Source organism: Brucella rhizosphaerae (assembly GCF_002252475.1).
Lineage (GTDB): Bacteria > Pseudomonadota > Alphaproteobacteria > Rhizobiales > Rhizobiaceae > Brucella > Brucella rhizosphaerae.
In genome coordinates this window covers 361,814-386,618 of the sequence record NZ_NNRK01000017.1, presented here as the reverse complement: position 1 = coordinate 386,618, position 24,805 = coordinate 361,814, and the positions used below count along the sequence as shown (strand labels likewise).

Genomic DNA, 24,805 nt, shown 5'->3' with positions numbered 1-24,805 from the left:
TCGTATGAGGAAAATGCTTTAAAATGAATAACCAGAGCGGCTCCAAAGATGTAATCTCAACTAGAACCGCTCCAGATAATTTGGCGGCGATGAAGATCGATAAGTTGCCATAGACAACGGTTCAGATACCCATCTTCATCGCCAGCCCCCGCATCACATCAATACTCTGCAAGCCGTCTCACACTCAAGTGGCAGACGTCCCAAATTAAGTATCGTTTTGTCTCATTGGAGGTTGCTTAGCGCAAGCGCGAATAAATCTGTTGCGGATTGCAGATGGTCGGATTTTGAATAAAAGCAAAGGTAATTAAAATAGGGTTACGATAGAATAACTATTGTATATACACAAATAAAACAAAAGCGCCGGGACTGGAGTACCGACGCTTTGCTACATTATTTCAGTTTCACTTTCGGGGCGATCAATTATCAGCCGCGTCATCAGTGATTACTTACCGAAAACTGCGCTCTGGATCTGCGAACGCGATACACCGATATCGGCAAGAAGATGATCGTCCATTGCACCGAGTTCACGCATTGCGCGGCGGCGGGAAACGTACTGCTGGAATTTCTGACGAATGTTCATTTGTTTTCTCCTCGTTGGATGCCTGTTAAATAGTCTTTTGCACAAATTTCCACCACGGATATGATTGCAAATGAGGCATGCGTTTTCGATAGAGCTCAGCTTCTTGAAAGCGCCGCAATCGCCTACGCCATAAGGGATAGCGGCTGGTCATTTTTTTATTTTTTATAAAATTGTCTTTTGCCAAATCGTCTTTAATCGATTAATCCGGTCAACGGAGGAGATTATCTCTAGCCCATTGCGGATACCACCATGCTTTACGGTATTTTACTCGCGTTTGCGTCCTATGCTGCATTCGCTGTAAGCGACGCCTGCGTCAAGTTTCTCGACGGCACACTGTCGCCCTACGAAATCGCCTTTTATGGTGCTGTTCTGGGCTCTCTGGCCATACCCTTCGTCAAGAAACCTGAAGATCAGTGGCTCGATATGTTTCGAACTACAAATATAAAGCTCTGGTTACTTCGCACGCTCACCGCTGCAATGGGTGTGATTGGTAGTGTCGTAGCCTTCACGCATCTTTCTATGGCTGAAGCTTTTGCGCTTATCTTCCTGCTCCCAACATTTGTGACGATACTCTCGGTGATTTTCCTCAAGGAGCAGGTTGGCTGGCGTCGATGGTCGGCGGTCGTCATCGGCTTTATCGGCGTTATGGTTGTTCTGCGCCCCGGCTTTCGTGAATTGTCTATTGGTCATCTGGGTGCACTCGGTGCAGGCTTGGGCGGTGCATTCAGCATCATTATTTTCCGTGCAATGGGCAAAAAGGAAAAGCGCATCTCGCTTTATACGGCCGGGCTTGTCGGACCGATCCTGATCTGTGGCGTGCTCATGATCCCAAGCTATCAGACCCCGTCTGTCGTTCAGTGGGGCTATCTTGCCGGTTATGGCCTGCTTGCGGCGCTGGCCAACATTTTGCTGATGCTTGCAGCGCATCGTGCACCTGCAAGCGCGATCGCCTCGCCACAATATAGCCAGATGCTCTGGGCAATCCTGTTTGGCTATTTCATCTTCCATGACCATATCGATCTGCCGATGCTCATTGGTATCATACTGATCACGATTTCAGGTCTGTTCACTTTCGTGCGCGAACGTCAGCGCGGCGTTAAAGGCCCGGCTGCTGTTGCCACGTCTGATCCGTCTCCTGCTCTGGCGGAAGAAAAATAAACAACCACGCATCTCGTAGTCGTGATTTTTTTGAAGATATGCAGAGCCTGAAACTGGTTTCCAGTTTCAGGCTTCATGCTATAACATGCTCGCAATTCCCTCCCGTACTCGCGCGTCTTCCAGAAAAGTAATCTGATATCGAAAGCGTTGAACGCGGGTCTATGCGGAAGAACGAGATTTAAAAGGACGAAGAGAATGACTGAGAAACGGGCAATGTGGACCTACTACAAGGGTGAATGGCGTGAAGGCGATGTGCGCATACTTGGTGCCGCATCGCATGCAACCTGGCTCGGGTCGCTCGTTTTCGATGGCGCTCGTCTATTTGAAGGCGTCACACCAGATCTCGATCTCCATGCGGCACGCGCCAACGATTCAGCCCGTGCACTCGGACTTGCTCCTACACTTAGCGGCAATGACATCGAAGCGCTGGCCCGCGAAGGCCTGAAGAAATTTGCTCCCGGCACGGACGTCTATATCCGCCCTATGTATTGGGCTGAAGAAGGAGATGCCAGCACAGTTGCAGCTGCTCCTGAATCGACAGACTTCGCACTTTGCCTCGAAGCCATTCCGATGGTTGAACCAAAAGGTTTCACCGTTACAACGACATCTTTCCGTCGCCCGTACCTTGAAGTTATGCCTGTCAATGCCAAGGCTGCATGTCTTTATCCGAACAACGCCCGTATGTTGCGCGAAGCGAAAGCCAAAGGCTTTCACAATGCGCTCGTTACCGATGTTCTCGGTAATGTTGCAGAAACAGCCACCTCGAATGTATTCATGGTTCGTGGTGGTGAAGTTTTCACGCCCGTTCCAAACGGTACATTCCTTAATGGCATCACGCGTCAGCGCGTTATGAAGCTTCTGCGCGAAGCTGGTGTCAGCGTTCATGAAACGACGCTTAAGGTTCAGGACTTCCGCGAAGCCGACGAAATCTTCTCAACCGGCAACATGAGCAAGGTTGTGCCTATCATCGGTTTTGATGAACGCAAGCTGGAATATGGCGCCGTCACCAAGCGCGCACGTGCGCTTTATTGGGAATGGGCCCATAGCTGATAGAAGCGCTGATAAGCCTTTGTTTTCTTTTTATAACGGTAACTGTCTGAATGCTTGAACATACCCCGTTGTTTATGACAGTTGCCGTTATCGCGGCTTTTCTGGTTGGGTTATCGAAAGGCGGATTGCCGTCGGTCGGAACACTTTCAGTCCCGCTGATGGCGTTGGTTATATCGCCTGTTACAGCCGCCGCTCTTCTGCTGCCGATCTATGTTGTCAGCGATATGTTCGGCCTATATCTCTACCGGCATCATTTTTCGGCGCGAAATCTGGCGATCCTTACCCCTGCCGCTATTGTCGGCATCGGTTTGGGTTGGATGTTCAGTTCGCATCTTTCCAGCACGTTCATCGGTATGCTTGTGGGTCTTGTTGGTCTTTTCTTCTGCTTTAACGTCTGGGTTGGTGCTAAATATCGCCGCCAGGCGCGCAAAGCAGATATTCCCGGTGGAACGTTCTGGGGCATTCTGACTGGCCTCACCAGCTTTGTTTCGCATTCAGGTGCCCCGCCTTTCCAGATGTATGTATTGCCGCAACATCTTGAAAAGCTTGTCTTTGCTGGTACGTCGACCATCCTTTTTGCAATAGTCAATGCGGTCAAGCTGGTGCCTTACTGGCAGTTGCAGCAGTTCTCTAATCTCGACTGGTCGCTTGGGCTGTGGCTTTTGCCTGCTGCCATCATCGGGACATTTGTCGGAGCAAAACTCACTCGCATCATGCCTGACGGTCCGTTTTTCCTGTTGGTACAGCTCACTCTTTTCGGACTTTCGATCAAGCTGATCGCTGATTGGGTGCTACCCTTTTTCAGAGTTTAAGAAGGCCTTGCCAGCAGCATTTGCATAAGCCACTCTCCCGACGAGGGAGGATGCGGGTATGAAGAATGCGGATGCGATTATTATCGGTTCAGGTTTAGCTGGGCTTGTTGCCGCTCATGAACTGACGAGCGCAGGACGAAAAGTCATTCTGCTCGAACAGGAAGGCGAAAATTCAGTCGGCGGACAAGCATTCTGGTCGCTTGGTGGTCTGTTCATGGTCGATAGTCCCGAACAGCGTCGTCTCGGCATAAAGGATAGCCTTGATCTGGCGCGACAAGACTGGCTTGGATCAGCACAATTTGATCGCCCGGAAGATTATTGGCCCAAACAATGCGCTGAAGCCTATCTGCAATTTGCGGCTGGTGAGATGCGCTCATGGCTGCATAGTCTCGGTATGCGTTGGTTTCCTGTCGTAGGTTGGGCAGAACGTGGAGGCGCGCAGGCTCATGGACATGGCAATTCCGTTCCGCGTTTTCATGTGACGTGGGGCACTGGCCCCGGTGTTGTTGCTCCCTTCGAGCGCCTGATGCGAGAGGCAATTTCAAATGGCTTGCTGACATTGAAGTGTCGCTACCGTGTGAACGAGATCGTCATGACCAACGGACAGGCAAGCGGGGTCCGGGGTGATATTCTCGTACCCTCTTCAGTTGAGCGCGGACAATCGTCATCACGTGAGGTCGCCGATCAATTTGAACTTTCAGCCAATTGTGTGATTGTAACATCCGGCGGTATTGGCGGTGATCCGGAACGCGTTCGCAAAGCATGGCCGCGCGAAAGGCTCGGCAATCCACCTGAAAACATGGTGCTTGGCGTTCCGGCCCATGTGGATGGTCGCGGTATTGACATCGCCGTTGCAGCGGGCGGGCATGTTATTAATGGCGACCGTATGTGGCACTATACGGAAGGCCTTCGCAACTGGAACCCCATCTGGCCCAATCACGGAATTCGTATTCTGCCGGGACCGTCATCGATGTGGTTCGATGCTGAGGGCAACCGCCTGCCCTCGCCCTGTCTGCCCGGCTTTGATACGCTGGGTACGCTCAGGCATATTCTGGCAACGGGCCATGATTATTCATGGTTTATTCTAACCGAGAAGATCATTCGTAAAGAGTTTTCCCTCTCGGGCTCCGAGCAAAATCCAGACCTTACGGGCAAGAACTGGAAACTTCTGATCAAAAGTCGCCTCGGCAAAACTCCACCGCCACCGGTCAAAGCATTCATCGATCATGGCGAGGATTTCATCACTGCGACCAATCTTGAAGATCTTATTGCCAGGATGAACCAGTTGGCGGGGCAAAAGCTGCTAAATCTCTCTCATATGCGTAATCAGATTGAAGCGCGCGACCGTGAAGTTACCAATCGCTATTCAAAAGATGCACAGATTACCTCTATCCATAATGCACGAGCTTATATTGGCGACCGGCTGACGCGGGCTGTACCACTTCACGCCTTTCTTGATCCGGCAAACGGCCCTCTGATTGCAGTCAAACTCAATATTCTGACCCGGAAAACCCTTGGTGGATTGCATACTGATCTGAATGCAGCTGTTCTCAACGAACAAGGTGAGCCGGTTCCCGGACTTTATGCAGCAGGCGAAGCGGCAGGCTTTGGCGGAGGCGGCTATCACGGGTATAATGCATTGGAAGGAACCTTCCTGGGAGGCTGTATATTCTCAGGCCGTGCTGCGGGCAGAGGTGCTGCACGCTCACTGTAAAAATCCAAAGCGGAACAAGACCTGTCGTCCCGCGTTCGGTTAGTAATGAATGACGTTAACGGAGGCACATCATGGTCGAGCTGGTCAATAATATCGGGAATATCGAATTCATTATCTCCAAAGCGCGTGAATATGACGTTCAGGTGCCCGCAGTTGACGAAGATTCCGGCTCAAATGCCTCTGATGACGGCGATATCGACATACTTGATGCATCTCTTGATAATCCCACGCGTAAAGAACTGGTGGCAGCCATTCGTTCTCTGAATGAAGACGAAAGGATCGAATTGCTGGCTCTGGTATGGGTCGGGCGCGGTGATTTCAGTGCCGAAGAGTGGGATGAAGCTCTCTCTACGGCAAGTGATCGCCACAATGGGCGCGAAGCAAAGTACCTGCTCGGCATTCCACTCTTGGGTGATTACATTGAAGAGGGGCTGGAAACGCTCGGTGTCGAATTTGAAGCTTACGATAATGAATAAGAAAAATTGATACTCCCATCGAACCTTCTGTTTTGACGCAGCCATTGATGGCGGTTAGTCTCCGCGCAAATCAGGGAAACGGGTGGAATTTCGCCCCACAAAGACAGTATTCATGGAGGACTTGATCATGCTTCAGAAAAATCTGGATCAAAAGACGGATTTCTACATCGACGGCGCGTGGCGCTCCCCACTTGAAGCAAAATCGATTGAGGTCATCAACCCTGCAACCGAAAAATCTTATGCGGTAATTTCTGCTGGCTCGGCCGCTGATATTGATCTTGCCGTTGCAGCTGCTCGCAAGGCGTTCCCATCGTGGAGCGAAACGCCTGCTGAAGAACGCATCGGCTATATCCGTCGCATCGTTGAAATTTATGAGCGCCGCCTTGAAGAGATGGCTCAGGCCATTTCCAAGGAAATGGGAGCGCCGATCAAGCTCGCACGTGAATCTCAGGCAGCTGCAGGCCTATCGCATACCAAGGCCTTTATCGCAGCTTTTGAGAATTTCGAGTTTGAAGAAATTCTGTCGCCAAAGCATTCCAATCAGGCCATCGTGCGTGAACCTATTGGCGTTTGTGGTCTGATTACTCCTTGGAACTGGCCGATGAACCAGATCGCGCTCAAGGTCATTCCTGCGATTGCAGTTGGTTGCACTGTCATCCTCAAGCCTTCTGAAATCGCACCGATGTCAGCCATGCTTTTTGCTGAATTTGTCGATGAGGCAGGCTTACCGAAGGGCGTGTTCAATCTCGTTAATGGTGAAGGCCCGGTTGTAGGCGAAGCAATGTCGCAGCATCCGGATATCGACATGATGTCATTCACCGGTTCGACCCGCGCCGGAACAGCTGTTTCGCGCGCAGCTGCTGCAACCGTCAAGCGCGTTTCGCTGGAGCTCGGTGGCAAATCGCCAAACATCGTGTTTGCGGACAGCGACCTTGAAAAAGCCATCGAACGTGGTGTGAACCATTGCTTTGAGAACACTGGGCAGTCCTGCAATGCGCCAACGCGTATGCTGGTTGAGCGTTCAGTTTACGAGAAAGCTGTCGAGTTTGCCAAAAAGGCAGCGGCCAAGACCACCGTCGACGATCCGGCCAAGGACGGCGAACATATCGGTCCACTCTCCTCATCAATCCAGTTTGGCAAGGTTCAGGCGCTGATTCAGAAGGGCATCGATGAAGGTGCCCGTCTGGTTGTCGGCGGCACAGGCCGCCCGGACGGCATTTCGGAAGGCGATTTCGTCAAGCCAACGATCTTTGCTGATGTGAACAATGAGATGACAATCGCGCGCGAAGAAATCTTCGGGCCTGTGCTGGCGATGATCCCCTTCGACACGGAAGAGGAAGCCATCGCTGTTGCCAATGACACACCTTATGGTCTCGCAGCTTATATCCAGACCGGTAGTCCTGAACGTGCGAAGCGTGTAGCACGCAAGCTCCGTGCCGGTATGATCCAGATTAATGGTACGTCGCGCGCGCCGGGAAGCCCGTTTGGTGGATATAAACAGTCGGGTAACGGCCGCGAAGGTGGCAAATGGGGTCTCGAAGACTTTATGGAAGTGAAGCTCATCAGCGGCTGATAGGTCTTATCAAAGTAAGAAAAGCGCCGGTTTCGGCGCTTTTTTTATGTGCAATTTCTGCCAGCTTACATAATGGGCGTACCTGTCAGACTATATGGCTGTACCCCCGGACCTGTTCCTTGATCACTCAGATGCAATCCTGCAATGAACGTCAGGGAACGGGTCCAATCAGAAAGCAGCGGCTCTTAATAAGCCGAACCGAGTTTCAGGCTGGCAAATTCCGGGGAATCCAGCAGATCCTGATGATGGGCGCGCGCAACATCAGGATGCGAGCGCAAGCGGCTCTTTAGGTTGTTCTGGCCTACTTCGCGGAAAAGCGTGTTGAGCGGATCGACTGTTACGCCACGCTCTTTCGTCTTCAGTTCTTCTGGCAAATCGATGACCGGAATTGTCGCGTCGTAGCGCGCACCAAGGAAGAAGGCGACGGAAAAGCGTTCTGTTCCGGCAGGTGGTGCGACAACACCATGAACATCGGCTTTAACGAAGCCGTTGGTTGCCAGCTCGAGAAGCTCGCCAGTATTGATGACAAATGTCCCTGGCACTGGCGGCGCATCAATCCAGACGCCATCCTCGCGCTGCACACGCAAACCCGGCACAACGTCCTGAAGCAGCACTGTCACGAAGCCACCATCCTTATGCGCACCGACGCCCTGCTCGCTTTCAGCGACGTCACGACCCGGATAACGGATGATCTTCAGAAGCTGGGATGGATGTGGGTCGTAAATCTGCGCGAAGAAATCTTCGCTCTGGCCAAGCGCCTGAGCTATTGCCTTAAGCACATCGATACCAACACGTGTGACCTCCGCCTGATAAGCAAGCAATAGCGGCTTCAATTCAGGCAATGCTTCTGGCCACTGATTGGGACCAATCAAACGCTTCCATGCTGGACTGTCGGGACCCAGTTCGGCCGGCTCTGCTTCAGTGTTGATATCAAGCTGCTCGCGCCAATCCTGCTCGCCGCGGGTGCGTTCAAGGCCCGCTCGATTATAACCACGGAAATGCGACGTATTGATCATTTCGATCTTGAGCTTTTCCTCCGTCGGCAAGGCGAAGAAACGCTTGGCTGTGGCTACAACCTCAGAGATAAGTTTGGGGTCCACGCCGTGGCCTGTCAGGTAGAAAAACCCATGATCATGAAGTGTGCGGCGAAGCTCTTCGATGAAGCTCTTCCACTGTTCAGGCGTGCCATTGTAGCGGGATATGTCCAGTAATGGCAGATTGATGGGATGCGTGTGGACGGTCATTATATGTTTCCTCTGATTTTAGCGTGAACGGCGACTGCGCGCCACACGATGATTGACGATCCGGGCGGCATAGTCGCCCGTGACCTGAATGGACTGAACGATGGCAACGAGAATGATAACGACGGCGATCATCACTTCCGGCATAAAACGCTGATAGCCAAAGCGAATTCCGAGATCGCCAAGACCGCCACCTCCGACGGTTCCAGCCATTGCCGAATAGCCAACAAGGCTGACAAGCGTGACGGTTTGGCCTGCAATAATGCCCGGCAAAGCCTCAGGCAGAAGAACCTTGAAAATAATCTGCAACGGTGTTGCCCCCATACTTTCAGCAGCTTCTATAAGACTTTGATCTACTTCACGCATTGCTGTTTCTGCGAGACGCGCATAGAGCGGAATGATTGCAACAGTCAGCGGCACAACGGCTGCATAGGTCCCGACTGTGGTTCCCGCCACAAGGCGTGTGAACGGGATGATAGCTACCATCAGAATGATGAAAGGTGTGGAGCGCGCCAGATTGATGACTGTGCCTGCAACGCGGTTGAAAACTGGTCGTTCAAGAAACTGCCCGGGAGCCGTCACAACCAAAGCGATGCCGAGCGGCAGACCGATCAGCGTCGAAAGAACTGCAGAAGCAGCCACCATCATAATCGTCTGCTTGAGCGACTCTAGCAGGAGATTGACGAGCGCAGGTGAAAGCAGATCAGACAACATGGCCGAGCACCTCTCCATGAAGATCGAGCGAAGTAAGATATGCGAGGACTTCAGCGAGGTCAGGCTCGCCGTTTTCCGCAATCAGCGTCATGATGCCGAGCGGCTTTCCACCAATGTAATCGATGCGGCCATGCAGAATATTCGGGTTGATACCGAAGCGCTGTACAAGTGTCGCAACGATCGGCGAATGCGCAGCCTCGCCTGAAAAGATAATCCGCAATACCGGATTTGACCCCGGAACGGCTTGTGGCAAGAGTTTGTGTGCAACCTCGGGCGGTAAATCATGCGCCACAATGCTGGACAGGAACGAGCGGGCGATACCCGATTTAGGGAATGCAAAGACATCGAATGTCGAACCCGTTTCGACCACGCGCCCACCCTCAAGTACAGTCACATGATCCGCTATCTGGCGCACCACATCCATCTCATGAGTTATCAGTACGATGCTCAAGCCAAGGCGACGGTTGATATCCTTGAGTAGAGCCAGAATTTGCTCAGTTGTTTCTGGGTCAAGCGCAGATGTAGCCTCGTCTGATAAAAGGACACTTGGCTCTAATGCCAAAGCACGTGCAATGCCCACCCGCTGTTTCTGCCCCCCGGACAATTCTGACGGATAAGAGTCGGCCTTTCCGTCCAGCCCGACCAGATCAAGCAGTTCAGAGACGCGCTTGCGGATGGTTTCGCGTGGAACTCCAGCCAGCTCCATAGGAAGAGCTATATTAGCTGCAGCACTTCGTGAGGAAAGAAGACTAAAATGTTGAAATATCATAGATATATCGCGCCTGGACTGACGCAATTGACGTCCTTTAAGCTGGTTTATCTGTCGCCCCGCAACGAAAACCTCGCCACTGGATGGTTGCACAAGCCCATTCAGGCAACGCACCAGTGTGCTCTTGCCAGCACCTGAACGCCCGATGATGCCATGAACAGATCCCTTGCTGATCTGTAACGATACATTGTCTAAAACCGCACCGGCTTTTGGATCGTAGGTCTTGGTCAGCGACTTAACCTCGATGATAGGCGGTGCGGAACCAGCATGGTTCCGCGCTGTTTCAGCTATGCGAACCGAAAGGTTCATCTCACCATCCCGCAATGATATTGCCATCGAACTTCTGTTCGATGAAGGCTTTGACTTCTGGCGACTTGTAAGACTCGATCAGGGTCTGAACCCAGGGCGCATCCTTATTTTTTTCCGCAACTGCGATGAGGCAGAAATAGTCGGACAGCTGGTTTTCAATCAGGATTGCATCGCGGCTTGGAACCAGACCGGCGCTCAGTGCGAAGTGAGATGTGATCACCGAAAAGTCGACGTCCTCCAGTGAACGGGCAAGCTGCGCCGTTTCCATTGGAATGATTTTTACCTTCTTCGGATTTTCAACAATGTCGAGTTCGGTGGCATTGAATGTCACGCCGGGGGTGAGCTTGAGAACGCCGCTCTTTTCAAGCAGCTTAAGCGCACGTCCGGCATTGCTCGGATCGTTCGGGATTGTAATTTGTGCACCTTCCGGCAGATCAGCCAGCGCCTTGAATTTATGTGAATAACCAGCCATCGGCAGCAGAACAGTGTTGCCGCCAACCGCTACAAGATTAAGTCCGCGATCCTTGTTCTGCTGGTTCAGATATGGTGTGTGCTGAAAGCCGTTTGCATCCAGATCACCATCATTCGTCGCTGGATCAATCATCGCGCCGTCGGAAAACTCGACGATTTCGATTTCGAGGCCCTTGGCCTTAGCAATTGGAGCTATCGCTTCAGCAATCTGTGCATGCGGGCCGGAAGTAACACCGAGGCGGATTTTTTCGGCCAGCGCTGGCGAAGCTGCCAACATGCTGAACATGACAGCAGATAGAGCGCCACGAATGAAAGGGGTATATTTCATGCAAATGTTCCTCGAAGAGATTTTTGGGCGACGTATTAAGCCGCTGTTTTTACGCATGTCTTTATCCCAAAGCCGGTTCCCACTTTTGGGAGACATGCTTCAGGAAGCAGCGCGCCAGTTTTGTTTTGCTGACCATTGAGCAAGTCGGTCGACAGCTTCTGAAAGGGTTGCTTGCTTCTTGGCAAAGCAGAAGCGGACGTGGCTTTTTATGTCGCGCGCGCCGTAAAAGGATGAAACCGGTACCGGCGTCACCCCAGCTTCAAGCGTAAGGCGGCGGCTGAAGGCGAGATCATCGCCATCTGGATCAAGCGCACTGATATCGGCCACCGCAAAATAAGTTGCCGGAGCATCCGCGATTTCAAAGCCAGCATTGCGTAATCCGCCGACGAGCAAATCGCGGCGGGTTGCAAGTGTCTCACGCAAATCGATGAAATAGCTGTCGGGTAATGAGAGACCGACAGCCACTGCGGCCTGTAAGGCTGGTGGCGTTGTAAAGGTCACGTATTGATGGGCGCGGGCAATTGGAGCGAGGAGTTTCGCTGAAGCCGTGACATATCCGACCTTCCAGCCTGTAACTGAAAAGCTTTTTCCTGCAGAGCCAATCCGCACAACACGATCCCGAATGCCCGGCACGGCAAAGAGTGAATGAAACGGCCTTCCGTCGAAGATCAGGTGTTCATAGACTTCGTCTGAAACGATTGTCAGATCATGCTTGATCGCAAGGGACGCCAGAAACTCCAACTCTTCAGGATCGAAGATCTTGCCAATGGGGTTCATGGGCGTGTTGACGACAATGAGCCTGGTCCTGGAAGTAATCGCTTTTTCCAGCGCTTCACGTGGCAGTTCCCAATGAGGGGGTGTCAGGCGAAGCGGCACAACTTTGCCGCCTGCCCGGCGGATAAGCGTGGCATAGGCGTCATAGGCGGGTTCAAAGAGGATGACTTCATCATCCCGGTCAAGCAATGCCAAAAATGTATCAGTCAGGGCTTCCGTGGCTCCTGATGTGACAAGAACCTCGCTTTCCCAATCTATATCCAAGCCAAGAAAACGGCGCGCGTTGTCTGCCACTGCTTTGCGCAAAGACGGAAGCCCCAGCATCGGCGGATACTGATGAGGACCATCACGTAAGGCTTGGATTGCCGCTTCAACAAGCTCCTGCGGCTCAAAACCTTCCGGGAACCCCTGCCCTAGATTTATCGATCCTGTATCCGCAGCAAGGCGCGACATGGATTCAAAAATGGATGTGCCTGTTGCACCGAATATAGCATTGACCATCAAATCGCCCCGCTGCGTACTATGTGTTACGGCAGAACGATAGGGCTTATGAAATCAGCAAACAAAGCATCGACTTGCTGTTCTACATCTGCGAGCGGAATGCTTTTTCCTCAAATGGCATAAGTAGAATAGTTTTCGACGCCTGCTTAAAAACTGATCACAAAAACATCGGCATTCAGTGTTGGTGACGAGCCTTCCAAAGTTCTTCGGCCTTTTTGTAGAATTGGCCATAGCTGTCATTATCGGCTGCGAGCACAGTCATCAGCGCCATTGCAGTTGAGGCAATCACCGTCAACTCAGCCCGTTCATCGGTAGCAGCGCCAGACCAGACGGCAAGCCAATATTCAAATGTTGTGAGACTTGCATGTTTATCAGTCCCGGCCTTCGACAGGGTGGGCAACATCAGTTCTGACTTCTGACTGCCAAACCATCTGTGAATTGTATGGGCGTGGTGTGGCACCAGCTCGGCCACATCACGGCTTGTCGAAACGACTGAAACCGATGGGCAATCAAGCAATGCACCGGCATCGCGATGCAACTCGCGATAAGCAGGCTGTGTCACACCAAGGAAAGATGCCGAAAGACCCATGGGGTTGAGCAGATGCGCAAGACTGTTAACGGACGATCTTGAATCAAAAAGCGGATAGAGCGCGAGCAACGCATGAACCTGCGGCGCAAACCCGGCAACCGGCATGAAGCAGATTCCATGGGCTTTCAAAGCACTTTCAGCAAGCGAGAGCGAACTCGCAACTGGCATATTGAGCGCTTCGGAGGCCAGTTCAAGCTTGCCGGAGAGATCGCCAGTACCGCAATTGCCGTGAATCGCAACCGGATAGCCAGCTCGTGCAACAAGAATTGCCGATAGCATGAACCACGGTGCTTGCTGAGAATTCGGTGAAAGATACGCAGGCCAATCAAGCGCAGGTGAGCGAACATTTGCTGATGTCGCGTAATATTTACGTGCTGCGTGCGTCATGCCTGCCAGCTCAGGTGCTGTTTCGCCACGATAATGGATCAGCCGCAGCAAGGCACTGATTTGCATGGGATCTGCTTCCCCGGCAAATATGGTGTTAAAGGCATCTTCCGCTTCATACATTTCCAATGGACGAGTATAGCCAACCTTTCGCCCGGTAATTGCAATATATTTTGCCAGTCGCCTTAACGGATCATTTTCATCCTGAATATTGGCGAACTGCGCTGCAAGTTGTTCCGGTGTTGGGTGATTTTCAAGCTTTACAACTCTGCGGATACCAAGCGGCGGCGGTGCCACGATAGCACTTGTACGCGCCCAGCCATGTCGGCCTTTGCAATGGGCTTTCGACGTGTCATCGCCATTGAAGCTCATCAGCGCTTCAGTTTCATTTGCCAAACGACGCAAACGCCCACGCAAAGCCTCTGCTTTGGGAGTAGCAATCATGTTGCGTCCGGAACGGATGAAAATCGGATCGTCAAATTTCTCGCGTATCTGACCAAGCAGTCGGCTCATCGCGGCCATGCTCAACCCCATCTGCTTGGCAGCGCCACCAACGCTTCCTTCCACAAGAAGTGCGTCAAGCGCTATCAACAGACGCAACTGACCAAGTTTCAGGCTTTCGCCCTCGGCAATTCCCTCCTCATTCAGTGATTTCATGCGCTTGCCAGCCATTGCTGCTTCATCCGTTCAGTTGCGTTTTATGAAACTTGGAATCATTATAAAAGATGACCGTTGACGTCATCTTATTGCCATACATAAGGAGAGCAGAAAACTCAACTTTAAGGGTGACATTAATGACCAGCTTGTTTCGGGGATTGCGCGCCGATAGTACGCAGAACAGGCAATTGGCCAGCAAATCGCTTTTCGCAAAAGCGTTTCTTGCGGGTACCTGCCTTTCGACTGCACTCATTCTGAGCGGGACGGGTTCCCTCGCACAGACGACCTCAGCAGAGGAAGAAGCCGCAAAAAAGAAACAGGCAGAAGTGCAAGCGGCAGAACAAGTGAACGCTGACGGCGGCATTAAGCTCAACCAAATCGTGGTATCTGCAACGGGGTTTGAGCAGAACATCACAGATGCGCCCGCAAGCATTTCGGTCGTGCCCGGTGAAGAACTGGAAAAAGGCGTTTATCGTGATCTGACCGATGCGCTGAAGGGTGTTCAGGGCGTCGCAGTTACGGGACCTGCGGCTGAGCGTGATATCTTCATTCGCGGTTTGCCGGGCAGCTATACGCTCATTCTGGTTGACGGAAAGCGCCAGAGCACACGCGATGCCCGCACCAACGGCAATTCCGGTTTTGAACAAAGCTTCCTACCACCAGCCAATGCGATTGAGCGTATCGAAGTTATCCGCGGGCCGATGTCTTCGCTTTATGGCTCAGACGCGATGGGCGGCGTTATCAACGTCATTACCAAGAAAGTCGCTGATAAGTGGAGCGGCTCGATCAGCGTTGACACGACTCTTGAGCAACATTCAAAATTCGGCAATTCACTTCAAGGCTCTTATTATCTGACAGGCCCTCTTGTGCCGAACCTTGTTGGTGTTCAGGTGTGGGGGCGCGGCCTCAAGCGTCAGGAAGATCAGATCACCAGCGGCACGCCTGAACAGCGTGATGTCGATATTACCGGTCGTGTCACCATCACGCCGAATGAAGACCACGACATCATGCTCGAAATGGGCAAGACAAAGCTGCGTCGCGATTCCACAGTTGGCAATACTGCTTCATCGGGAACAGATGCCTATAATCTGAATGATCGTACACATTGGTCGATCAGTCATACGGGTCGCTGGGGACCGACAACTTCAGATTTTTCTTTCATGCAGGAAACTGCCGAGCGCACAAACTTCAATTGGAATGCTGCTCGCGCCACTTATGATGAAAATCTTCGTTCTCCCCATATCCGCAATTCCATTCTCGATGGAAAATTCACGACGCCATTCGAGCTTTACGGCAACCACACGCTGGTTACGGGCGGTCAGTTCATCGAGTCGGTCCTGACCGATCAGAATCCGGGTAATCGTACCGGTCTCGATGAGGAGTTTTCTGTCAAGCAATGGGCACTTTTTGCTGAAGATGAGTGGTGGCTGACGTCTGATTTTGCCCTAACGGGTGGTCTGCGTATGGACCATCACGAAATCTATGGCGCTCATTGGAGCCCGCGTGGCTATGCTGTCTGGCATGCCACTGAACAGCTTACTTTCAAAGGCGGCATTTCCACCGGTTTCCGTGCACCAGAAATTCGCACGATCGCGCCGGGCTATGCTTACACAACCGGTGGTGCGGGATGTAGTTATGGTCCAACCGGCACCTGCGGTGTCATTCTTGGTGCACCTGGGTTGCAGCCGGAAAAGAGCACGAGCTATGAAGCAAGTGTGCTCTGGGATAATCAGTCCGGTCTGCGCCTTGGCGCAACTTACTTTTATACGGACTTCAAAGACAAGATCGCAAATGAACTCGTGACCGATCCTGCAACTGGTCTTCCAGCACGTTGGGAACAGGATCCAAACTACCGCTTGTGGCGCAGTTTCAATATTGATGATGCGGTTATGCAGGGCGTAGAGCTTACTGCCGATTGGGAAGTCACCGATACGATCACTCTGCGGGGTAACTATACTTATACCGACTCCGAGCAGAAAACAGGTACATATGCCGGGCTGCCACTCGCTCGTACACCTAAGCATATGGCCAGCCTTCGTGGTGACTGGGAAACCCCGGTTGATGGCCTCAAAGCCTGGGCTGCCGGTAATTACCACGGCGAAGAAACCAATGCAGGGGCACGTATTGGCACTGCAGGTACGCCAGTCTACGCGGCTGACGGAAGGACCGTAATTGCGCGCAAATACAAGGGCTACGCAACGTTTGACCTTGGTGGATCTTACGACTTCAGCGAGCACGTGACGCTCAATGCGGCCGTTTACAATCTCTTCGATAAGAAGATCGGCGTTGACGAATTCAACAATGTTGTTGAAGGCCGTCGTCTCTGGCTCGGTATGACCTCGCGCTTCTAAGACTACTTATGACGCCGGCTGCTTTTGGCCGGCGTCATTTTTATGGAATGGATGCTCTCGTGAGCAAGACAAAAAATATACTTTTGAAGGCTTGCCTCATGATTGGAAGCATTCTTCTGAGCGCCACCGCGCAGGCAGAGAAACCGCAAGTCGGTTCTTTTGACATGCGGGCAAATGGTATCGACTATCGGATTTTTGTGGCTGCACCGGCCGAAAAAGCGCCTGCTGAGGGCTTTCCAGTCGTTTATATGACTGACGGTAATCGTATGCTTCCGATTGCTGCCAGGTTGATGGAAGAAAATCCGAAATTCAATGCCGTTTTTGTTGGCGTTGGCTATCCGACCGAAGACAAGGATGAGATCGTCCGTCTTCGCTATTTCGATCTCACACCGCCCACACCCGATGATTTGATCCCGGTCAAGTTCAATGTACCCAAGACCGGTGGGCGCGATGCCTTTTTTGATTTTTTAGACCACCAGGTTAAAGCGGAAATTGAGGGCCGCTTTCCTATCGATCCAACCAAACAAGCTCTGTTTGGCCATTCGCTTGGCGGTCTTTTTACGCTCTATGCGCTATTTAATCACACAGATTCTTTTCAGTCCTATAGCGCCGGTGATCCGTCAATTTGGTGGAACGATCGCGCTATTCTTGCTGATAAGGATCAGTTTGTGGAAGCTTTCAAGGCTGATCCAAAGCCTCTCCGTCTCCTGATAGAATCCTCTGGTAAACAAGGCGAACGCTCCGGCCAATCGCAAGAGGAAACAGATCGGTTGAAGACGTTGCGCGGTGGACCATCTGGTGCCGACATTCAGGAAGAGCTCAAGAAATTGCCCGGCTTTGATGTCACATATCGTCGTTTCGACAATGAAAGCCACGGCTCAATGATCCCGCTAGCCGTCGAAGACAGTCTGAAGTTCATACTGCTGCATCAGGCTCCAGACACGCAAAACAACTGAACCATGACCTTCCGGTTTCGACTGGAAGAAAACCAGACTATAAAGCACAAGATTGACGAAAGGATTGAACACCATGCTGAAATTCAGCCAGCACTTCTCCCGTCTTTGCGGGGCAGCACTTGTTGTTACCGCCCTCGCCTCTGGTGCCCATGCGGCCGACGTGACGATCAAACATGCGCAGGGCGAAACAGCGGTTGCGGCCAATCCTGAAAAAGTCGTGGTGTTTGATTTTGCAACACTTGATAATCTGGACCGTCTCGGGGTCAAGATTATCGGCGTTCCCGGTAGCATCGCATTCCCCGAATATCTCAAGAAGTATGATGGTGCGGATTACGCCAAAGTCGGTACGCTTTTCGAGCCTGATTACGAAGCCGTCAACGCCGCTGAGCCAAACCTCATTATCGTAGGCGGGCGCTCGGCTGCAAAATATGGTGAACTTGCGAAGATCGCCCCAACGATTGACCTGACCGTGCCAGCGAAAGAATTCATTTCCGGCACCGAAGCCAATGTCGAAAAGCTTGGCCAGATTTTCGGCAAGGAAACAGAAGCGAAGGCAGAAGTTGAAAAGCTCAACGCTGAACTAGCCGCGCTGAAAGAAAAGGCTAAGGGCAAAGGCAAGGGCCTGATGATTTTGACATCAGGCGGCAAAATGAGCGCTTACGGTCCCGGTTCGCGTTTCGGTGTTATCCACGACAGCTTTGGTGTTGAACCTGCGGCCCCTGATCTGTCTATCGGTAATCATGGTCAGCCTATCAGCTCCGAATTCATCCTCGAAACCAATCCAGATTGGCTTTTCGTGATCGACCGCGATGCAGCCATTGGGCGCGAAGGTAACTCCGCCAAGCAGGTTCTCGACAATGATCTCGTGCGTCAGACAACCGCCTGGAAGAAAAACCAGGTTGTCTATCTCAATGCGCAGAACTGGTATCTCGTCGGTGGCGGCCTCGGTGCGTTGCACAACACCATCCAGCAGCTTTCAGCAGCCTTTGATAAAGCGAACTAAAGCACGATCCCGAAAAGTGTGAAACGCATTTCGGATCAAAACCACTCTGATGTATACCGACCCAGTCTTTTTCGGGCCACTGATTGAAGTGGCCCGTTTTAATGACAAGGCAAGAGTTTAGGAATGAAGCGTGAAGGCACTCGCCGCAGCTATAATGATTGTCGTCATACTGGCTTTCATCAGCCTGTTTATCGGCGTCAGTGATGTATCGCTCAGCACGCTTTTCGGTGCAGGCAGCACCGACCGCGCCACTGAAGTTCTAATCATTAGTCGTATCCCGCGCACACTCGCAATCATTCTTGCCGGAATGTCGATGGCAGTTGCGGGCATGATAATGCAAATGCTCACACGCAATCGCTTTGTAGAGCCTTCCACGGCTGGTACGGTTGAATCGGCAAGCCTTGGCATCCTGCTTGTAATTCTGTTTGCACCTGAGACGCCAGTTTTCGGTAAGATGCTTGTGGCTTCAGTTACAGCTCTTGCAGGCACAGCTCTCTTTATACGCATCCTGCGCAGCATTCCGCTGCGATCCGTTCTTGTGGTGCCGCTCGTGGGCATCATGTTGGGTGGCGTCATCAGCGCGATCACCACATTCATTGCCTATCGGTTTGATTTGCTGCAGTCACTCAATTCATGGACGACAGGCGACTTTTCAGGCGTCCTGCGAGGGCGTTATGAACTTTTGTGGCTTTCTTTCTTCCTGACCGTCATTGCCTATGTCGCTGCGGACCGTTTTACGGTCGCTGGAATGGGCGAAGATTTCACCACAAATCTCGGCCTCAACTATCGCCGCGTCGTAACGCTTGGCCTTATCATTGTTTCGATGGTCAGCGCGTCTGTCGTCGTGACGGTGGGCATGATCCCGTTTCTTGGCCTGATCGTGCCCAATGTTGTGAGCATGTTTATAGGCGACAATATGCGTCGCGCTGTGCCTTGGGTCGCAGTGCTGGGTGCCGGACTGGTGCTCGTCTGCGATATCGCGGGCCGCCTGATCCGCTTTCCTTATGAGATTCCGATTGGCACGATGATGGGCGTCGTTGGCAGCGCTATTTTCCTCTATCTGCTTTTGCGTAAGGGATCGCGTCTTGCTTAAACGTCCCGGCTTCATCATTGCATTACTCGCAATTCTCGTCCTGGTTTCCTGCATCGCCTTCATGACACTTGGTGCTAAAGGAAGCTGGTCGTTCATCCTGAGCTTTCGTGGCACGAAGCTCGCGGCAATGGTTCTCGTTGCCTATTCGATTGCCGTCTCGACGGTGCTGTTTCAAACAGTCACCAATAACCGCATCCTAACGCCCTCAATTATGGGTTTTGATGCGCTTTACATTCTGATCCAGACCCTCGCGGTCTTCGCCGTTGGTGCAATTCACGTCAATGGGATTGGTCCGAATACCCGTTTCTTTGCTGAAACGACAATCATGGTCGTCTTCGCAAGTACGCTTTATGCGTGGCTATTTTCGGGGGCAGCCCGCAGCCTCCATCTCATAATGCTTGTCGGCATTATATTTGGCGTGTTCTTCCGAAGCCTCTCAAACCTTATGCAACGCATGATCGATCCAAATGAGTTTGCAATCCTCCAGGATCGGTTCTTTGCGAGTTTCAACAGCGTCAATGCTGATATTCTGGTTCTAGCCGCAATCATCGTGGTGGCGGTAACGCTCTATGGAATGCGATTTTTGAGCGTATTTGATGTTTTGTCGCTCGGACGCGATCCCGCGATAAATCTTGGCGTCGATCATCGCCGCGTTGTGCATCGTATTCTTCTGATCGTGACTATTCTGGTTTCGGTCTCGACCGCACTTGTGGGACCTATCACTTTCTTCGGCCTGCTTGTCGCCAATCTGGCTTACATGCTCGCGGGCTCTTCAAAACACCGCGTTGTGCTGCCGATTGCCGTATTGCTGGCAATCCTCTGTATCGTCGGTGGACAAACCATCCTTGAACGCGTCTTCGCGTTTAATACCGCGCTGAGTGTCATCATCGAGTTTCTCGGTGGGCTCGTCTTTATTATCCTTCTCGTCAGGGGGAACGCACGTTGATCGAAATTAGCAAAGTCAGCAAATCCTACAGCGACACAATCGTGGTCGATGATGTAACGCTGCAGTTGCCAGCCGGTGGCATAACCTCAATCATTGGGCCGAATGGCGCTGGTAAATCGACATTGCTTTCCATGGTGAGCCGTCTGCTGCCAATGGATAAAGGCTGTGTCACTGTAGATGGGCTGGATGTTTTAACCACGCCGGGCGACGTGCTGGCAAAACGCCTTTCGATCCTGCGACAGGAAAATGCGATCAATTCACGCCTGACCGTGCGCGATCTGGTGACGTTCGGCCGTTACCCGCACTCCAAGGGCCGCCCAACCCGCGAAGACTTCAATCACGTTGAACAGGCAATCGGTTATCTCGGGCTTGAAGAACTGGGCGAACGCTTTCTGGACGAACTATCAGGCGGGCAGCGTCAGCGCGCATTCGTGGCAATGGTTCTCTGTCAGAACACAGATTATGTTCTGCTGGATGAGCCGCTTAATAATCTGGACATGAAGCATTCAGCTTCCATGATGAAATTGCTGCGGCGTGCGGCGGATGAACTAGGCAAGACTGTGGTTCTTGTCCTGCATGACATCAATTTCGCATCCTGCTATTCCGACCATATCGTTGCCATGCGCAAGGGCAAGGTCGTTCATCAGGGATCGCCGGAAGAAATCATTCACCCGGATATTCTGCGTGATATTTATGAAATGGATATTGCCGTCGAAATGATCGGCGGCAATCGTATTGGCATCTATTACCTTTAGAGCGGCTCCGGTTAAAACTGAATTGTTGAAACCACTACGCACTGTTGCTGGAAATGCTTTAATCAGGCAACAGGTGTGGTCGGCAATAAGAGTTGCAAGGCATCGTAAGCCGAGAGAACGGTTTCCATCTGCGCGGTATGACCTTTCACAAAGGCGTCGCCATAAATGGTTTCGTCCGGATACTCGGTGATCAGCGTCAACGGCACTGTATGGCGGTCATCAATACCGACCATGCAGGGAAACCCGTTGATGATACGAAAGCCAGTCTCACCAGCATGTTGCTCGAAAAGCTTGATCTGGGCATTGTTGTAATCAAGAAGCCCATCGATAGTGCCGAGATGCCGGGTCACATGATCCATAAGCTGCTCGGCTTCTTTTTCCCATGATGCGTGATGGCGGATGATAAGGAAAAATCCTTTTGGCAGCGTCCACATCGCAAAAGAACGTGGAACATAACCCGACAATGGTCGCGCCCATTCATGCGATGGATAGCCATGCAGATTGACATGCAGCTTTGCATTTGTACGAGCTTCCGCCTCTACACGAATAGCCTTCTCATACAGGCCCGCGCCGCTGCGATACTCAAGATCATCGCCCAAAGCTGTGTAGCGGGCCGCATGGTGCATGTGATGTGGTTGCAGCACACAGAGACGCTTGTGGACCTCATAGCCGTCGGGATTTTCCTGCGGCGAGATCGTGAAATGTGCGCCGTTCCGTTCAACAAGACGATTTGCTGCACGCAATGCACCGACAACGCCGGTTGTTTCATTGGCATGTTGACCAGCACTGATCATCATCGGTGCGTCACTGCCTTTAACAAAAGTTGCACGGACAGCGCGCCCTGACCGGGTTTTAGCCTCGAAATGTTCACCACCAAGCTTTGCAATTTCCCGGCGGATCTGATCGGCGGACAGCGGTGCTTGAGCCGTTTCCAGTATCTGCTCGGCAGTCAGGGCATCGGCCGTTGAAAGCGGGCGCGTTTCGATTTTTACTGATGCCTCAGCATCACGAAAGCGCACTTCCGGAATAATCTGCCCCGGCTGCAACCCACGATCACCAACAGGACGACCCGACTTTTTCTGGAAAACCTCGAGCAGCGAGAAGTAAATATCCTCGTGCAGAGCTTCGGTAAGGCTCACCGCCTCTTCGTCATATGGTAAGCGGCGATCGGTGATAGGCAGGCCAACAGCAATGTTCAGCTCGTCAAAATATGGTTCACCCCTGCCCCAGTCATGAGAAGCAATCGTGGAGACCGTGTCATGAAACAGCTTTTCATATGACGTCTCAAAGCGCGCACTTTCGGCCTTGCCTTCGTGCTCGACAATTAGCCATCCGGTGGGAGAAACCAGTGTCTCGCCGATGAAGTCTTCGTGTAACCGATTTGGTGCGAAAACCCTATGGCTCTCCTTGCGGCCATCGGTAAAAGTAAGATCGACTTCATAAAAGAAATCGTCTTTACCTGATGCTGCAAAGCTCACCTCAGTTTGCTGTAACAGAGCCGAAAGGGGATAAGTTTCGAGGAGAAAACGGTTTTCCACGCAGGCATTATGACGCGGATAACGAATTGAAACTGCTTTCAGCGCCGCGCCATCGACTTCTTCAAGAAAGAAATGCAGAAGTGGCTTATAGGCCGAGCGCAGCTTTGCATCGATCCCTGCTTCACGAAGTCGGGCTTCCGCCGCGTAGCGACTTGGTTGATCATCGAACAGCCAAGCCTCGACCGTTGCACCGCGCATTTGCGGCTTTGCGAAGCGTTCAATCAGGGCATTGATCGAACGCGGGTAGGTTTTCTCGAAAATCACGTTCATCGGGATGTCCTGCCGGTTGGGTCGAGACTATCACGCAGCCAGTCACCCAGAAGGTTCAGACCAAGCACGGTGAAGAGAATTGCAAGACCGGGGAAGAGGCTTACCCACCATGCTGTCTGGAGATACGTGCGGCCATCGGCAAGCATGCCACCCCAGCTTGGAATGGTTGAATCGATACCAAATCCAAGGAACGTCAGGCTTGATTCCAATAGAATATTGTTGGCGACATTTAACGTCATCAGAACGATGATTGGCCCCAGCAAATTGGGCAGCAAATGCTGGAAAATGATGCGCCAGTCCTTGACGCCAATCGCACGCGCCGAGAGGATAAACTCACGTTCACGCAGTGACAGTACGGAACCGCGCACCAGTCGGGCATATTGCACGCATTGCGAAACAATCAGCAGAATGATCGTATTGAGCAGCCCACCGCCGAGAATAGCCATGAAGGTGATTGCAAGCAGAATGAACGGCATCGCCAGCTGCACATCGACAAAGCGCATGAGCGCCATGTCCCAGAAGCCGCGATAATAACCTGCCACCAGTCCCATTATCGTTCCGATGACCACGGAACCAATCACTGAAACGAAACCAACGAAGAGCGAAATCTTCCCGCCGATGATTACGCGCGCGAGCACATCGCGCCCAAGCGGATCCGTACCGAAGATATGCGCTGGATTGACGAATGGTGGTGTCAGACGCGCCATCAGATCGATTTTATTCGCACCCGCCGGGAAGAGATAGCCAGAGAATATTACCGCAAGACAGATTGCACCAGTCAGTGCAAAGCCGATGACAAACTCCAGGCTCGCAAATCGCGAAAACATGAGGCTTGATGTTTTGGAAGCCGTTTTCGTCGCCATGGGCTCTACTCCGTCCGAATGCGCGGATCGACAAGGCCATAGGCAATGTCTACCAGAAGATTGACGCCGATAATCAGCATCGACAGAATTGCGATTGTGGCCTGCAAGACCGGATAATCGCGACTTGCGACGGCTTCAAATGCAAGCGTACCCATGCCGGGCCAGTTGAACACGCGTTCAACCACAACGATGCCACCGAGAAGCCCGCCGAACTGGAGTCCGATATAGGTGATAAGCGGAATGGCGCAGTTACGTAGCGCGTGCTTGTAAAGCACTTTATTCTCGCTCAAGCCCTTGGCACGGGCGACCATAATGTATTGCGATTGAAGGGTTTCGAGCATTGAGGTGCGCACGAGACGCACATTGGTTGCTGTCAGAATGATACCCATTGTCATGGCTGGCATTACAAAGCTTGCAATGCCGCTCATACCGCTCGGCGGCAACCATTGCAGATAGATGCCAAACAACAGCACCAGCATGGTGGCCAGCCAGAAATTTGGAAAAGAAAGGCCAACAAGCGAGCAGATACGGATGAGCTGATCTGCCCATTTGCCACGCGAAACCGCAGCCTTGATACCAAGTGGTACCGAAATCACGATAGAAACGAACAGCGAGGCGAAAGCCAACATCAGCGTTGCAGGCAGTGCGCTTCCGATAAGAACTGAAACCTGGGTGCCACCAAGGAAGCTGCGCCCGAAATCAAGCGTGAACAAACCTTTGAGGAACTGCCAGTACTGCACGAAGAATGGCTGATTCAGGCCAAGCCCTTCCCGGATGCGCACAAGATCGGCTTCAGTAATGCTGCCAGCACCTTGCGTCAGCATCAGTGCCGGATCGCCCGTGAGGCGGATCGCAAATGCGACAAGCAGCGTCATCGCTATAAGCACAAACAACGCCTGCAAAATTCGTTTTATGAGAAATCCGGCCACC

At 52.1% G+C, this 24,805-nt stretch carries 22 protein-coding genes; 12 read left to right on the top strand and 10 right to left on the bottom strand.

Annotation, left to right across the window (positions count from 1 at the left end):
• Positions 1 to 442: 442 nt before the first annotated feature.
• Positions 443 to 580, bottom strand: a complete 138-nt coding sequence (locus tag CEV32_RS03885; RefSeq protein WP_084486677.1) for a DUF1127 domain-containing protein — start codon at positions 578 to 580, stop codon at positions 443 to 445.
• Positions 581 to 829: 249 nt separating this feature from the next.
• On the opposite strand from CEV32_RS03885, the gene CEV32_RS03880 reads away from it, so the two are divergent.
• The 6 genes from CEV32_RS03880 (at position 830) to CEV32_RS03855 (ending at position 7,363) form a co-directional block, all read left to right on the top strand.
• Positions 830 to 1,738: a DMT family transporter gene (locus CEV32_RS03880; RefSeq protein ID WP_094574340.1), complete on the top strand. Its 909-nt coding sequence runs from the start codon at positions 830 to 832 to the stop codon at positions 1,736 to 1,738.
• Between the two features lie 195 nt (positions 1,739 to 1,933).
• Entirely contained in the window at positions 1,934 to 2,788 is an 855-nt protein-coding gene (locus CEV32_RS03875; RefSeq protein WP_094574338.1) for a branched-chain amino acid aminotransferase, read from the top strand.
• 50 nt (positions 2,789 to 2,838) lie between these two features.
• Positions 2,839 to 3,600: a sulfite exporter TauE/SafE family protein gene (locus tag CEV32_RS03870; protein ID WP_094574336.1), complete on the top strand. Its 762-nt coding sequence runs from the start codon at positions 2,839 to 2,841 to the stop codon at positions 3,598 to 3,600.
• Positions 3,601 to 3,658: 58 nt separating this feature from the next.
• Positions 3,659 to 5,314 carry an FAD-binding dehydrogenase gene (locus tag CEV32_RS03865; protein WP_094574334.1) on the top strand — a complete coding sequence of 552 codons (1,656 nt, stop codon included), beginning with the start codon at positions 3,659 to 3,661 and terminating at the stop codon, positions 5,312 to 5,314.
• Positions 5,315 to 5,385: 71 nt separating this feature from the next.
• A complete protein-coding gene (locus CEV32_RS03860; RefSeq protein ID WP_094574332.1) occupies positions 5,386 to 5,790 on the top strand; it encodes a DUF3775 domain-containing protein in 405 nt (134 codons plus the stop codon).
• Positions 5,791 to 5,917: 127 nt separating this feature from the next.
• Positions 5,918 to 7,363 carry an aldehyde dehydrogenase family protein gene (locus tag CEV32_RS03855; RefSeq protein ID WP_094574330.1) on the top strand — a complete coding sequence of 482 codons (1,446 nt, stop codon included), beginning with the start codon at positions 5,918 to 5,920 and terminating at the stop codon, positions 7,361 to 7,363.
• Positions 7,364 to 7,548: 185 nt separating this feature from the next.
• Here CEV32_RS03855 and CEV32_RS03850 read toward each other — a convergent pair whose 3' ends face one another.
• The 6 genes from CEV32_RS03850 to CEV32_RS03825 form a co-directional block, all read right to left on the bottom strand.
• Positions 7,549 to 8,607 carry an isopenicillin N synthase family dioxygenase gene (locus CEV32_RS03850; RefSeq protein ID WP_094574328.1) on the bottom strand — a complete coding sequence of 353 codons (1,059 nt, stop codon included), beginning with the start codon at positions 8,605 to 8,607 and terminating at the stop codon, positions 7,549 to 7,551.
• 18 nt (positions 8,608 to 8,625) lie between these two features.
• A complete protein-coding gene (locus CEV32_RS03845; RefSeq protein ID WP_094574326.1) occupies positions 8,626 to 9,318 on the bottom strand; it encodes a methionine ABC transporter permease in 693 nt (230 codons plus the stop codon).
• Positions 9,308 to 10,396, bottom strand: a complete 1,089-nt coding sequence (locus CEV32_RS03840; RefSeq protein ID WP_094574324.1) for a methionine ABC transporter ATP-binding protein — start codon at positions 10,394 to 10,396, stop codon at positions 9,308 to 9,310. The genes CEV32_RS03845 and CEV32_RS03840 overlap by 11 nt, the downstream gene beginning before the upstream one ends.
• A gap of 1 nt (position 10,397) precedes the next feature.
• Positions 10,398 to 11,195 carry a MetQ/NlpA family ABC transporter substrate-binding protein gene (locus tag CEV32_RS03835; RefSeq protein ID WP_094574322.1) on the bottom strand — a complete coding sequence of 266 codons (798 nt, stop codon included), beginning with the start codon at positions 11,193 to 11,195 and terminating at the stop codon, positions 10,398 to 10,400.
• 99 nt (positions 11,196 to 11,294) lie between these two features.
• Positions 11,295 to 12,470, bottom strand: coding sequence for an aminotransferase (locus CEV32_RS03830; protein WP_094574320.1), 1,176 nt, complete (start codon positions 12,468 to 12,470; stop codon positions 11,295 to 11,297).
• 175 nt (positions 12,471 to 12,645) lie between these two features.
• Positions 12,646 to 14,115, bottom strand: coding sequence for a glycosyl transferase family protein (locus CEV32_RS03825; protein ID WP_094574317.1), 1,470 nt, complete (start codon positions 14,113 to 14,115; stop codon positions 12,646 to 12,648).
• Between the two features lie 122 nt (positions 14,116 to 14,237).
• On the opposite strand from CEV32_RS03825, the gene CEV32_RS03820 reads away from it, so the two are divergent.
• From CEV32_RS03820 to CEV32_RS03795, 6 genes are all read left to right on the top strand, one after another.
• Entirely contained in the window at positions 14,238 to 16,451 is a 2,214-nt protein-coding gene (locus tag CEV32_RS03820) for a TonB-dependent receptor domain-containing protein (protein ID WP_094574315.1), read from the top strand.
• Between the two features lie 59 nt (positions 16,452 to 16,510).
• The gene (locus CEV32_RS03815; RefSeq protein WP_094574496.1) at positions 16,511 to 17,407 is read left to right on the top strand and encodes an alpha/beta hydrolase; all 897 of its coding nucleotides are present in this window, start codon (positions 16,511 to 16,513) and stop codon (positions 17,405 to 17,407) included.
• A 73-nt stretch (positions 17,408 to 17,480) separates the two neighbouring features.
• Positions 17,481 to 18,410: a siderophore ABC transporter substrate-binding protein gene (locus tag CEV32_RS03810; protein WP_094574313.1), complete on the top strand. Its 930-nt coding sequence runs from the start codon at positions 17,481 to 17,483 to the stop codon at positions 18,408 to 18,410.
• Between the two features lie 130 nt (positions 18,411 to 18,540).
• A complete protein-coding gene (locus CEV32_RS03805) occupies positions 18,541 to 19,503 on the top strand; it encodes an ABC transporter permease (protein WP_094574311.1) in 963 nt (320 codons plus the stop codon).
• Entirely contained in the window at positions 19,496 to 20,449 is a 954-nt protein-coding gene (locus CEV32_RS03800; RefSeq protein ID WP_094574309.1) for an iron chelate uptake ABC transporter family permease subunit, read from the top strand. Before CEV32_RS03805 ends, CEV32_RS03800 begins: the two co-directional genes overlap by 8 nt.
• The gene (locus CEV32_RS03795) at positions 20,446 to 21,204 is read left to right on the top strand and encodes an iron ABC transporter ATP-binding protein (protein ID WP_094574307.1); all 759 of its coding nucleotides are present in this window, start codon (positions 20,446 to 20,448) and stop codon (positions 21,202 to 21,204) included. Before CEV32_RS03800 ends, CEV32_RS03795 begins: the two co-directional genes overlap by 4 nt.
• Before the next feature lie 62 nt (positions 21,205 to 21,266).
• Here the strand turns inward: CEV32_RS03795 and CEV32_RS03790 are convergent, their stop codons facing one another.
• From CEV32_RS03790 to CEV32_RS03780, 3 genes are read right to left on the bottom strand one after another with little or no spacing between them, the layout of a single operon-like run.
• Positions 21,267 to 23,012, bottom strand: coding sequence for a M14 family metallopeptidase (locus CEV32_RS03790; RefSeq protein WP_094574305.1), 1,746 nt, complete (start codon positions 23,010 to 23,012; stop codon positions 21,267 to 21,269).
• On the bottom strand, positions 23,009 to 23,875 hold the full coding sequence (locus CEV32_RS03785; RefSeq protein WP_094574302.1) for an ABC transporter permease: 867 nt from the start codon (positions 23,873 to 23,875) through the stop codon (positions 23,009 to 23,011). Before CEV32_RS03785 ends, CEV32_RS03790 begins: the two co-directional genes overlap by 4 nt.
• Positions 23,876 to 23,880: 5 nt before the next feature.
• Positions 23,881 to 24,804: an ABC transporter permease gene (locus tag CEV32_RS03780; protein WP_094574300.1), complete on the bottom strand. Its 924-nt coding sequence runs from the start codon at positions 24,802 to 24,804 to the stop codon at positions 23,881 to 23,883.
• Between the last annotated feature and the right edge of the window lies 1 nt (position 24,805).